Origin of the sequence: Novosphingobium sp. AP12 (assembly GCF_000281975.1) — a bacterium.
In the GTDB taxonomy this organism is placed as follows: Bacteria; Pseudomonadota; Alphaproteobacteria; order Sphingomonadales; family Sphingomonadaceae; genus Novosphingobium.
The window spans coordinates 1-11908 of the sequence record NZ_AKKE01000018.1; the positions used below are offsets into that span (position 1 = coordinate 1).

Consider the following 11908-nt stretch of genomic DNA (forward strand, 5'->3'; position numbering starts at 1 on the left):
CGACCCCCACCGGCCAGCGCTTCGCGATCACCTACACGATCGACAAGGACTACATGATCTCGGCCGCGCAGACGGTCGAGAACGCCGGCGGCGCGCCCGTCACGGTCAAGCCCTTCGCGCTCGTCAACCGCACCGACAAGACCTCGAGCCTCGACACCTGGAACGTCCACTCGGGCCCCATCGGCGCCTTCGACGGCTCCGTCACGTTCGGCACCAACTACAGCGACGTCGCCGACGCCAAGACCATCACCGAGGCGGGCAAGACCGACTGGATCGGCTTCACCGACGTCTACTGGATGTCGGCGCTGGCCCCCGTCGGCGCCAAGGCGGAAGGCACCTTCCGTTCGCTCGGCAACTCGATCTTCCGCGCCGACCTCGTCTACGACCAGCAGGTCCTCCAGCCGCGCCAGCGCCTGACGGTGACCACCAAGCTGTTCGCGGGCGCCAAGGAGCACACCGTCCTCGACACCTACGAGAAGCAGGGCATCGCCAACTTCGGCCTCGCGATCGACTGGGGCTGGTTCCGCTGGTTCGAGAAGCCGATCTTCTGGCTGCTGGTGAAGCTGTTCAGCCTTGTCGGCAACTTCGGCGTCGCCATCATCCTGCTGACCGCCATCGTGCGCGGCATCATGTTCCCGGTCGCCCAGCGCGGCTTCGCCTCGATGGCCGCGATGCGCGCCATCCAGCCGAAGATGAAGGCGCTGCAGGAGCGCTACAAGGACGACAAGCAGAAGCAGCAGCAGGAGATCATGGCCCTCTACAAGAAGGAGGGGGTCAACCCGATGGCCGGGTGCCTGCCGATGTTCCTGCAGATCCCGGTGTTCTTCGCGCTCTACAAGACGCTGATCCTGGCGATCGAGATGCGCCACCAGCCCTTCGTGCTGTGGATCAAGGACCTTTCGGCGCCCGATCCGGCGCATATCCTCAACCTGTTCGGCCTGCTCGACTTCCAGCCGCCCGCATTCCTCGCGATCGGCCTGCTGGCGCTGCTGCTGGGCGTGACGATGTTCCTCCAGTTCAAGCTCAACCCCGCGCAGATGGACCCGGCGCAGCAGCAGGTCTTCATGATCATGCCCTGGTTCATGATGTTCGTGATGGCGCCGTTCGCCTCGGGCCTGCTGGTGTACTGGATCACCTCCAACCTGCTCACCATCGCGCAGCAGAAGTACCTCTACAGCCGCCATCCGCAGCTGAAGGCACAGCAGGAGAAGGACGCGGCCGACAAGACCCGCGCCCTGGAACGCGATAAGGGCGCGAAGGCCTGAGCATGGATGAAGACGACAACCTCGCCGAACTGACCGAGCGCGCCCGCAAGCTTTTTTCAGGACCGGTGACGTTCCTGAAGAGCGCCCCCGCGCTCAAGTTCCTGCCCGATCCCGACGTTCCCGAGGTCGCCTTCGCCGGCCGCTCGAACGTCGGCAAGTCCTCGCTGCTGAACGCGCTGGTCGGCCGCAAGGCGATCGCCCGCACCTCGGTGACGCCGGGGCGCACGCAGGAGCTGAACTTCTTCGACGTGGGAGAGCCGCTCAAGTTCCGCCTCGTCGACATGCCCGGCTACGGCTTCGCCAAGGCGCCGCCCAAGGTGACCGAGGAATGGCGCCGCCTCGTCCGCGACTACCTGCGCGGCCGCGTCGAGCTCAAGCGCACGCTGGTGCTGGTCGATTCGCGCCACGGCGTGAAGCAGGTCGACCTGGACATGTTCAAGATGCTCGACGAGGCGGCGGTGGGCTACCGCATCGTCCTCACCAAGGCGGACAAGATCAAGGCCACCGAACTGGAAGCGGTTCACGCCGCCACGCTGGTCGAGGCCCGCAAGCATCCGGCGGCCTTCCCGGTAGTCCACGTCACCAGCTCCGAAAAGGGCATGGGCATCGAGGAACTGCGCGCCGCCGTCCTCAGCGACGCGGAAACCTGAGCATCCCGTTATCCCGGCCTTGATCCGGGAAAACGGGCGTTGTTCCCCTACCTTCGCACGAACGGCTGCGGGGGTCGGCGGGCCGGGCCGAGCCAAACGATCACGGCCGATCCGGATCTCGTCCAGACCCGATGGACACGCGCAGATGCACTGCAACCATTCCGTCACCTATAGCGTACACACTGGAATCCCCCGTTTGCCATTGTGACGATTGCGTGACGGACCCGGCTCCCCTATGGGCCGCGCTCCATACGCGCCAGGGATGAAAAGGAGTCTCGCCGATGCGCCAGATTGCCGTTCTTCCCTACCGTACCGTCGGCCCCGCCGTCGACGCCCCGATCCAGATCCTGCTCATCACCTCGCGCCAGACCAAGCGCTGGGTGATTCCCAAGGGCGGGCTGATGAAGGGCATGGCCCCGCACACCGCCGCCTCGGTGGAAGCCGAGGAGGAGGCGGGCGTGCTCGGCGCCACCTGCCCGGTGCCGCTCGGCTCCTACCGCTACCGCAAGCGCCGCAATTCCGGCGCCTGGGTCTGGGCCGACGTCGACGTCTATCCCTTCGCCGTCACCGACGAGCTGGATACCTGGGACGAGCAGCACCAGCGCGAACGCCGCTGGTTCCCGCTTGCCGAGGCCGCCCGCGCGGTCGAAGAGGAAGACCTGCGCGCGCTCATCCGTTCCTTCGGCGCGCGCGAGTTCCGCGCCGCCGCCAGTCCCGCGCGCTTTATCGGCGCAATGGCCGATACCGTGGCCGACAAGACAGGGGTTACCGCCATGTTCGCCTGGTTCCAGAAGCTGCTGCCCGAACAGGGCAATTTCTTCGACCTCTTCGAGCGGCAGGCCGCCACGCTGGTCGCCGGCGCCGATGCCCTCGCGCGCCTGGCGCAGGGCGGGGCGGGCCGCGCTCAGCACATCCGCGAGATCGCCGAGCGCGAGCACGATGCCGACGACATCACCCGCGAAGTGCTCCAGACCGTGCGCCGCAGCTTCCTGACGCCGTTCGACCGTTCGGCGATCACCAGCCTCATCAACACGATGGACGATGCCATCGACGAGATGCAGCACACCGCCAACGCCTCGGACCTCTACGAAGTCGTCGAATTCGAGCCGGAGATGCGTGACATGGCGGCGATCATCGTCGATGCCGCGCGCCTGACCGCCGAGGCCATGCCGCTGCTGCGCAAGATCGGCGACAACGGGCACCGCCTGCACGAACTGACCGAACGGCTGGTGCGCATGGAAGGCCATGCCGACGAGATCCACGCCGCCGGCCTCAAGCGCCTGTTCAAGGCCGATTCGAACGGCGAGCGGGGCGACCCGATGCACTTCTTCGTGCGCCAGGAAATGTTCAAGCGCCTCGAGCGCGTGGTCGACCGCTTCGAGGATCTCGCCAACGAGATCGACGGCCTGGTCATCGACCACTCCTGATCCGATGGACCACAGCCTAGCCCTGCCGCTGCTGGTCGGCCTCGTCGCGCTGGCGCTGGCGTTCGACTTCCTGAACGGGTTGCACGACGCTGCCAATGCCATCGCCACCGTGGTCGCCACCCGGCTGCTCTCGCCGGTGGTGGCGGTGCTGTTCGCGGCGGCCGGCAACTTCGCGGCCTACTTCTTCATGGGCCTCCACGTCGCCGAGACGGTGGGCAAGGGCATCATCAACGTCGACGCGGTGACGCCCGCCGTGGTGTTCGGCGCGCTGGTGGGCGCGATGTTCTGGAACGTGCTGACGTGGATCAAGGGCATCCCGTCCAGCTCCAGCCATGCGCTGATCGGCGGGCTGCTGGGCGCAGGCATCGCGCACGGGGGCTTCGCCGTGGTCGAGAGTTCGGGCACCCTGAAGACCATCGCGGCGATCTTCGTGTCGCCGGTGCTGGGCTTCGTCATCGCCATGCTGCTGATGCTGGTGACGAGCTGGCTGTTCAAGGGCGTCAGCCCGCGCCAGTCGAACGGCATCTTCAAGACCCTCCACCTCTTCTCGAGCGCCGCCTATTCTATCAGCCACGGCGGCAACGACGCGCAGAAGACCATGGGCATCATCGCGGTGCTGCTCTACTCGACCGGGCACATGACCGGCGAGTTCCACGTGCCCGAATGGGTGGTGCTCTCGTGCTACCTGGCGATCTCGATCGGCACGCTGTCGGGCGGCTGGAAGATCATCAAGACCATGGGCTCCAAGCTCACCAAGCTCAACCACCATTCGGGCTTCTGCGCCTCGACCGCGGGCTCGATCGTGGTGTTCGGGGCCAGCGCGCTGGGCATCCCGGTCTCGACCACCCACGCCATCACCGGCTCGATCGTCGGCACCGGCGCCGCCCGCCGCGCCAGCGCCGTGCGCTGGTCGGTGGCGAGCCGAGTGATCGTCGCCTGGTTCATCACCATCCCGGCGAGCGCCGCGGTGGGCGCGCTGTTCTACACGATCACGCGGGTGTTCTGAGCAGGGCGAAGCGGTTACGCCCTCAGGCGCGACGCCATTTTCCTACATCGCCGAACCTTGCTACCTTCGCGCAGGTTCTTTCACATCGTCGGCAACCCGCCCGCTTTTCCTTATATGGACGAACGCGCCGCGCATGTACTTCGTCAAAAAAACCCCCGCCCGGATCGACCACCCGGACGGCGCGGGGTTAAATTCATGTCATTGCCGGGGCTTTCCCGGCCTCGACACAGCCATGCCCAGCCCCTAGGCCGCAGGTTCAGCCACCCGAGGAACGCCGCCCCGTGAAGCTCATCATCGGCAACAAGAACTATTCCAGCTGGTCCCTTCGCGGCTGGCTCGCGTGCCGGCAGTCGGGCCTGCACTTCGAGGAACTGACCGTCCCGCTCTACGGCGAGGAATGGGAGGCGCTCAAGCGCAGTTCGGACGACCTGGCGCCCAGCCACGGCAAGGTGCCGATCCTGTGGGACGGCGACGCGGTGGTGTGGGACAGCCTCGCCATCGTCGACTACCTGGCCGATAAGGTGGGCCGCGACCGTTTCTGGCCCAAGGCCGACGATGCCCGCGCCATGGCGCGCTCGATGGTCGCGGAAATGCACTCCAGCTACCTCGCGCTGCGCCGCTCTTGCCCGATGAACATCCGCTCGCGGGTGGAACTGCCCGGCCTCGACGACGAGACCCGCGCCGACATCGTGCGCATCCTGACCCTCTGGGCCGAGGCGCGGGCGCGCTTCGGCAAGGGCGGGCCGTTCCTGTTCGGCACCTTCGGCGCGGCGGACCTGTTCTACGCGCCGGTGGTCAGCCGCTTCCTGACCTACGGCATCGGCGTCCCCGGCTTCGCGCAGGCCTACATGCAGGCGGTGTGGGAACACGAATGGATGCAGGCCTGGATCAACGCCGCCGAGGCCGAGGACTGGGTCATCGAGCAGTTCGAAAAGCCGCTGGCCTGATGCGCAAGTTACTGACCTTCCTCGCTGCCCTGTCGGTGGTGTTTTCGAGCCCGGCGATGGCCTGGGGCGCGATGGGCCATCGCACGGTCGGTGCGGTCGCCATGGCCAACGTCAAGCCTTCGACCCGCGCCGCGATCCAGGACCTGCTGCGCCATCAGCGCGAACTCGACACCCCCAAGTGCCGCATGGGCACGATCGAGGACGCCGCGACCTGGCCCGATTGCATCAAGGGCGAGCAGTGGCGCTGGGCCTACGCGAATTCGTGGCACTACCACGACCAGCCGATCTGCGGGACTTTCGACCTCAAGGCCCACTGCCGCGACGGCCTGTGCGCCACCGCGCAGATCGACCGCGATGCCAAGCTGCTCGCCGACCGCAAGCTGGCGCCGGTGCTGCGGCTGGAGGCGCTCTCGTTCCTCGTCCACTTCGTCGGCGACATCCACCAGCCGCTCCACATCGGCGAGAACGAGGACATGGGCGGCAACGCGGTCAAGGCGGACTACGGCATCGCGCCGGGCCGCAATCTCCACTCGATCTGGGACGGCGTCCTGGCCGAGCGCGCCATCACCTCGGCGCCGAGCCTGGTGCGCCGCTACAGCGCCGACGAGAAGGCCCGCCTCGCCACCGGCACGGTCGAGGACTGGGAGCGCGAAAGCTGGGAGATCAGCCGGGACTTCCTCTATCCGCTCGCGTTCGGCGGCAAGCTGCCTTGTGACGTCAAGGAACCGCAGAAGGTCGTCTGGAGCAACGAGGCGATCGAACAGGCGATCCCGGTGATCGACGAACGCATCGAGCGCGCCGGCCTGCGCCTCGCCAAGATGCTCGACGCTGCGCTGGGCTGATCTACCGAAGGCGTTCCGTCGCGTAAGGCGTGCCGTCCTTGTGGAAGTATCCGTCGGCGTCGAACATCATGTCGATGTCAGAATAGCCGCCGCTGCCGTCCTTGTTGCCGGCGCTGATGGCGATGAAGCTGCAGTCCACCTCGCTCTCGTTGACGAGGTGGTGGCCATCGGTGACGCCCTTGGCCCAGGCGCAGACGTCGCCGGGCCTGATCACGGTGCGGCCGCCATCCTCGGTGAGCACCGCCTCGCCGGTGAGCATGATGAGCAGTTCGTCCTCGTCATCGTGCCAGTGGCGCTGGCTGGACCAGCCGCCGGGCTTGAGCACGACGTGGCTCGCGCCCATGTCGGTCAGCCCGCCCGCGGGGGCGAGGCGGCGCCACCAGCGGCCCGCCACCGCCGCGTCGAACGGGGCCGGATAGCCCGTCGCGTTGGACTGCGGGATCGCTTCGATATCGAGCTTGGGCATGGCGCCGCGCTCCTCCCTATGGTCATGGCCCCTATGGCCTTGCCTCGCCTCTTGTGCGATGGCCCGGACCTATGTCCCAGACCGTTTCCTCCTCCGCAAGCGTCCTCGAACTTGCCGAAGCCCTGATTGCCTGCCCCAGCGTGACGCCTGCCACCGGCATGGTGTTCGACTGCCTGGAAGGCCAGCTTGCCGCGCTCGGCTTCGAAGTCACGCGCTTCGTCGCGGGAGAGGCGCCGGACGGTCCGGTCGAGAACCTCTTCGCGGTGCGGCGTGGTCCGGCCGGCTCGCGTCACCTCGCCTTCGCCGGGCACCTCGACGTGGTTCCGCCGGGCGAGGGCTGGACCAGCGGGCCGTTCCTGCCCGAGAGGCGCGGGGACCTGCTCTACGGGCGCGGTGCGGTCGACATGAAGGGCTCCATCGCGGCGATGGTCGCGGCGGTCGCCGACATTCCGGCGGAGGCGGGCACCGTCAGCTTCGTCATCACCGGCGACGAGGAAGGCCCGGCCCGCTACGGCACCGTGGCGCTGATCGACCTGATGCGCGAGAAGGAAGAAACCCCCGATCTCTGCCTCGTCGGCGAGCCGACCTCGGTCAACCGGCTGGGTGACGTGATGAAGGTTGGCCGGCGCGGTTCCGTCAACATCTGGCTCGAGGTCGAGGGTATCCAGGGCCATGTCGCCTACCCGCACCTCGCCGACAACCCGATCACCCGGCTGGTCGCGATCCTCGCCGAACTGGAGGCCATCGTGCTCGACGAGGGCACCGACTGGTTCCAGGCGAGCAACCTCGAAGTTACCGATCTCACCTGCGGCAACCCCGCCACCAACGTCATCCCGGCCAAGGCCAGCGCACGCCTCTCTATCCGCTTCAACGACCTTCATACCGGCGAGGAACTGTCGCGCCGCGTCTCGGAAATCGCCGAACGCCACGGCGGCACCGCCCGCGCGGTGATCTCGGGCGAGGCGTTCCTGACGCAGCCCGGCGCCTTCTCCGCCATGCTGGCCGAGGCGATCGAGGCCGAGACCGGCATCGCGCCGGAACTCTCGACCAGCGGTGGAACCTCGGACGCGCGGTTCCTCAAGGACCTCTCCCCGGTCATCGAGTTCGGTCTCTGCAACGCGACCATGCACAAGCGTGACGAGGCCGTGGCGATTGCCGATCTCGAGGCGCTGGTGCGCATCTACCGCCGAGTGGTCCTGGCCGCGCTGGCGTAGTCCTTCGGGGATGCCGGGCGCGCCGCCGTTGACCCACCCGGCCCTGCTGTTAGGTTCCGGGGCAGGGCTTTCGGGCAGTTTCGGTACGAGGTACGCATGGGCAGGCGCCTGACGCTCTATATCATCATCGGCATGGTCCTGGGGATCGTGGCCGGGTGGATACTCCATTCCAGCCTGGCGGCGGACGACCCGCGGCTGGCGCAGTGGGCCGACTACTTCAAGCTCCTGCCCGACGTATTCCTCAAGCTGATCAAGATGATCATCGCGCCGTTGGTGTTCGCCACCATTGTCACCGGTATCGCCGGCATGGGCGACAGCGCGGCGCTGGGCCGTATCGGCGGCAAGGCGATCGCTTGGTTCCTGAGTGCGAGCCTGACCTCGCTCGGCCTCGGCCTGCTGCTGGTCAACCTGTTCAAGCCGGGCGTCGGCGCGGGCCTCGAACCCGCGGAAGAACTCGGCAAGCTCGACACCGCCGAACTGACGCTGCGCCACTTCATCCTCGAAATCTTCCCGAGCAGCGCCTTCGATGCGATGGCGAACAACAACATCCTGCAGATTCTGGTGTTCTCGCTTTTCGTCGGTGTCGGCCTGACCGCGATCGGCGAGAAGGGCGCACCGGTGGTCCGGGGCGCCGAGGCGCTGGCCGAGCTGATGCTGCAGATAACCGGCTACGTCATGCGCTTCGCGCCCTTCGCCGTGTTCGGCGCGCTTGGCAGCGTGATCGGCACGCGCGGGCTGGGCATCATCGTGACCTACGGCGTGCTGGTGAGCGAGTTCTACTTCGCCATGTTCCTGCTGTGGGTGCTGCTGTTCCTCGTGGGCGCCATCTTCCTGCGCGGGCGCGTCATCACGCTGTTCCGCTACATCCGCGAGCCGCTGCTGCTGAGCTTCTCGACCGCATCGTCCGAGGCGAGCCTGCCCAAGCTGTTCGAGCAGCTCGACCGCTTCGGCGTCCCGCGCCGGGTCTCGGGCTTCATCCTGCCGCTGGGCTACAGTTTCAACCTCGACGGCTCGATGATCTACATGACTTTCGCGTCGATGTTCATCGCGCAGGCTTATGGCATCCATGTGCCGATCGGCTCGCAGATCCTCATGCTGCTGACGCTGATGGTGAGTTCCAAGGGCATCGCGGGCGTGCCGCGCGCCAGCCTCGTGGTGATCGCGGCCACCCTTTCGCAGTTCGGCCTGCCGGTGGAAGGCATCGCGCTGCTGCTGGGGGTCGACACCTTCCTCGACATGGGACGCTCGGCGACCAACGTGGTGGGCAATGCCGTCGCCACGGCAGTCATCACGCGCAGCGAGGGCATGCTCCAGCCGCTGCACGATCCAGACGCCGACGTGCCGCCCGCGCCCACCGACAGCGCTTCGGGAGGTCGCCACGGGCTCAACGTCGACCCGGAGCAGTACGAGGCCTGAGCCTCTACTGCGCCAGCTTCACCGGCACGAACGGGGCCAGCCCGCAGCCCGGGCCGCGCTGGAAGTCGTTGCCGTAGCGGTTGAGCGGATAGATGATGTCCTGCCGGCACAACTGCGAGAGCGAGGTCTCGTACGTGAAGGTGTCGGCGGATTTCAGGCCGCTGCAACGGTTCGGCAGCGTCACGCGCCACACCTTGTTTCCCGCGCCGCCGATGAAGTCGATCGTGTTGTCGTCGCGGATGCGGGTATTGGAGAACTGAGTGATCGGCAGGCAGTCGCGCGGCTCGCCGATCGCTTGGGCGGCGGGCGAGGGGGCAGGCGTCTCGCGCGTTTCCCCCTGCGTGCAGGCGGCGGTCACGAGCAGCAGTATGGCTGCGGGGCCTTTGTTCATGGCGTTATCCTCTCCTTGCCGGTGGGCAGGTCAGGGCGAGTGTCTGCCCAACCGTCCCTGCCTGCAAGACGGAGCCGTCAGGCGGCGGCCTTTTTCGCGCTCGCCTTCGCTTTGGGGTCCAGAACCTTGGGCTTGAACGCGCAGAGGTCCACTTCGGGGCAGCGCCAGCACTCGGGCGTGCGTGCCTTGCAGATGTAGCGGCCGTGGAGGATCAGCCAGTGGTGCGCGCCGACCCGGAAGGGCTGCGGCACCTTCTTCTCCAGCTGCTTCTCGACCGCCAGCGGGGTCTTCCCCTTGGCAAGGCCGGTGCGGTTGCCGACGCGGAAGATGTGGGTGTCGACCGCGAAGGTCTCCGCTCCGAACGCGCAGTTCATCACCACGTTGGCGGTCTTGCGCCCGACGCCCGGTAGTTCGACCAGCGCATCGCGGTCCGCCGGCACTTCGCCGCCGTGTCTGTCGACGAGGATCTGCGAGAGGGCGATGACGTTCTTCGCCTTGGAGTTGAACAGGCCGATTGTCTTGATGTGTGCCTTGAGGCCCTCTTCGCCCAGTTCCACCATCTGCGCTGGCGTCTTCACCTCGCGGAACAGCGCCCGCGTGGCCTTGTTGACGCCGACGTCGGTGGACTGCGCCGAGAGCGTCACCGCGACGAGCAGCTGGTAGGTATTCCCATATTCCAGCTCGGTCTCGGGCGAAGGGTTGGCCTCGGCGAGACGGCGGAAGAATTCGAAGACGTCGTCCTTCTTCAAAGACCCAGCACCTCGGGCATGGTGTAGCGGCCCGCCTCCTTGCCGACCAGCCACTGTGCCGCGCGCACCGCGCCCTTGGCGAATATGCCACGGTTTTCGGCGAGGTGGGCGAGCGAGAGGCGCTCGTTGTCGGCGAGGAAGTGGACGGTGTGATCGCCTGCCACGGTGCCGCCGCGCAGCGCCGCGAAGCCGATGGTGCCGGCCTCGCGCTTGCCGGTGATGCCGTCGCGGCCGCGCACGGCGTGCTGGGCGAGCGTGACTTCACGGCCCTGCGCCGCAGCCTCGCCCAGCAGCAGAGCGGTGCCCGAGGGTGCGTCCACCTTCATGCGGTGATGCGTCTCGACGATCTCGATGTCCCAGTCCTCGCCGAGCCGCGAGGCGGCTTCGCGCACGAGATGCGCGAGCAGGGTGACGCCGAGCGAGGTGTTGCCGGTCTGGAGCACGGGGATCGACGCGGCGGCGGCATCGATCAGCCAGTGGTGGCGCTCCTCGAGACCGGTGGTGCCGATGACGATGGGCAGACTCGCGGCGATCGCGGCGTCGAGATTGCCTTCGAGGGCACCGGGGCTGGAGAAGTCGATCAGGATGTCGGCATTGGCGGCGATGGCGGAAACGTCGCCATCCTTGTCGACGCCGCCAGCAAGATCCTCGCCTGCGTCGGCGATGGCCGCCGCGATCGCCTGGCCCATGCGCCCCTGGCTGCCGATGATTCCGATTCGCGTCACGTACTGTCTCCGTCCGGCTCTGGCGCCTTTGCCAGCGCGAATGGAGCAAAGCCGAGGCTTCGACAAGCTTGGGATGCGCGGTATGGTGCGGCCATGACCAGCATCCGCAACATCGTCATCCTCACCGGCGCGGGCATCTCCGCCGAGAGCGGCATCGACACCTTCCGCTCCGAAGGCGGCCTGTGGGAGCAGCACCGCGTCGAGGATGTCGCCACACCCGAGGCCTTCGAGCGCGACCCCGACCTCGTCCTGCGCTTCTACGACATGCGCCGCGAAGCCATCCAGACCAAGGAGCCCAACGCCGCGCACCATGCCCTAGCGAAGCTGGACGCAGAGTGGGACGGCGAACTGCTGATCGTCACCCAGAACGTCGACGACCTCCATGAACGCGCCGGTGCGCGCCGGGTGCTCCACATGCACGGCGAGCACCTCAACGCCTGGTGCACCGCCTGCGACGTGCGCTCACCCTGGACGGGCACGCTGATCGACCGTCCGGCCTGTCCCGAATGCGGCGAGGCGGCGCTGCGGCCCGACGTCGTGTGGTTCGGGGAAATGCCCTACCAGATGGATGAAATCTTCGCCGCGCTGCGGGGCGCCGACCTGTTCGTCTCGATCGGCACGTCGGGCGCGGTCTATCCCGCCGCCGGCTTCGTGCGCAATGCCCGGGAGCTTGGCGCGGAGACGTTGGAATTGAACTTGGAACCCAGCCAGGGCACCGCATGGTTCGACGAGGCTCGCCACGGACCGGCGACAAGGATCGTGCAGGCATGGGTGGAGGAGATGCTCAGTCTTCACCGGTAACGGGGAGGG

At 67.2% G+C, this 11908-nt stretch carries 13 protein-coding genes; 9 read left to right on the top strand and 4 right to left on the bottom strand.

What is annotated here, in order from left to right; translation table 11 throughout:
* The 6 genes from yidC to PMI02_RS03695 form a co-directional block, all read left to right on the top strand.
* The coding region (yidC, locus tag PMI02_RS03670; protein ID WP_007678950.1) for a membrane protein insertase YidC at positions 1-1265 on the top strand (1265 nt) is incomplete at its 5' end.
* Positions 1266-1267: 2 nt separating this feature from the next.
* Positions 1268-1915, top strand: a complete 648-nt coding sequence (gene yihA, locus PMI02_RS03675) for a ribosome biogenesis GTP-binding protein YihA/YsxC (RefSeq protein WP_007678952.1) — start codon at positions 1268-1270, stop codon at positions 1913-1915.
* Positions 1916-2196: 281 nt separating this feature from the next.
* Positions 2197-3342, top strand: a complete 1146-nt coding sequence (locus PMI02_RS03680) for a DUF47 family protein (protein WP_007678954.1) — start codon at positions 2197-2199, stop codon at positions 3340-3342.
* Between the two features lie 4 nt (positions 3343-3346).
* Positions 3347-4348: an inorganic phosphate transporter gene (locus PMI02_RS03685; RefSeq protein ID WP_007678956.1), complete on the top strand. Its 1002-nt coding sequence runs from the start codon at positions 3347-3349 to the stop codon at positions 4346-4348.
* Positions 4349-4629: 281 nt separating this feature from the next.
* The gene (locus PMI02_RS03690) at positions 4630-5295 is read left to right on the top strand and encodes a glutathione S-transferase family protein (RefSeq protein ID WP_007678960.1); all 666 of its coding nucleotides are present in this window, start codon (positions 4630-4632) and stop codon (positions 5293-5295) included.
* The gene (locus PMI02_RS03695) at positions 5295-6137 is read left to right on the top strand and encodes a S1/P1 nuclease (protein ID WP_007678962.1); all 843 of its coding nucleotides are present in this window, start codon (positions 5295-5297) and stop codon (positions 6135-6137) included. The genes PMI02_RS03690 and PMI02_RS03695 overlap by 1 nt, the downstream gene beginning before the upstream one ends.
* 1 nt (position 6138) lies before the next feature.
* Here the strand turns inward: PMI02_RS03695 and PMI02_RS03700 are convergent, their stop codons facing one another.
* Positions 6139-6603 (bottom strand): cupin domain-containing protein, encoded by a 465-nt coding sequence (locus PMI02_RS03700; RefSeq protein WP_007678964.1) that lies wholly within the window; start codon positions 6601-6603, stop codon positions 6139-6141.
* A gap of 71 nt (positions 6604-6674) precedes the next feature.
* Between PMI02_RS03700 and dapE the strand changes: the two genes are divergently transcribed.
* Positions 6675-7817 (top strand): succinyl-diaminopimelate desuccinylase, encoded by a 1143-nt coding sequence (dapE, locus tag PMI02_RS03705; RefSeq protein WP_007678965.1) that lies wholly within the window; start codon positions 6675-6677, stop codon positions 7815-7817.
* A 96-nt stretch (positions 7818-7913) separates the two neighbouring features.
* Positions 7914-9233: a dicarboxylate/amino acid:cation symporter gene (locus PMI02_RS03710; protein WP_007678966.1), complete on the top strand. Its 1320-nt coding sequence runs from the start codon at positions 7914-7916 to the stop codon at positions 9231-9233.
* A 4-nt stretch (positions 9234-9237) separates the two neighbouring features.
* Here the strand turns inward: PMI02_RS03710 and PMI02_RS03715 are convergent, their stop codons facing one another.
* The 3 genes from PMI02_RS03715 to dapB form a co-directional block, all read right to left on the bottom strand.
* Positions 9238-9624 carry a hypothetical protein gene (locus PMI02_RS03715; protein WP_007678967.1) on the bottom strand — a complete coding sequence of 129 codons (387 nt, stop codon included), beginning with the start codon at positions 9622-9624 and terminating at the stop codon, positions 9238-9240.
* Between the two features lie 77 nt (positions 9625-9701).
* Entirely contained in the window at positions 9702-10373 is a 672-nt protein-coding gene (gene nth / locus PMI02_RS03720; protein ID WP_007678968.1) for an endonuclease III, read from the bottom strand.
* Positions 10370-11098, bottom strand: a complete 729-nt coding sequence (dapB, locus tag PMI02_RS03725; RefSeq protein WP_007678969.1) for a 4-hydroxy-tetrahydrodipicolinate reductase — start codon at positions 11096-11098, stop codon at positions 10370-10372. Before dapB ends, nth begins: the two co-directional genes overlap by 4 nt.
* A 93-nt stretch (positions 11099-11191) precedes the next feature.
* On the opposite strand from dapB, the gene PMI02_RS03730 reads away from it, so the two are divergent.
* Positions 11192-11899: an NAD-dependent deacylase gene (locus PMI02_RS03730; RefSeq protein WP_007678970.1), complete on the top strand. Its 708-nt coding sequence runs from the start codon at positions 11192-11194 to the stop codon at positions 11897-11899.
* Positions 11900-11908 lie beyond the last annotated feature (9 nt).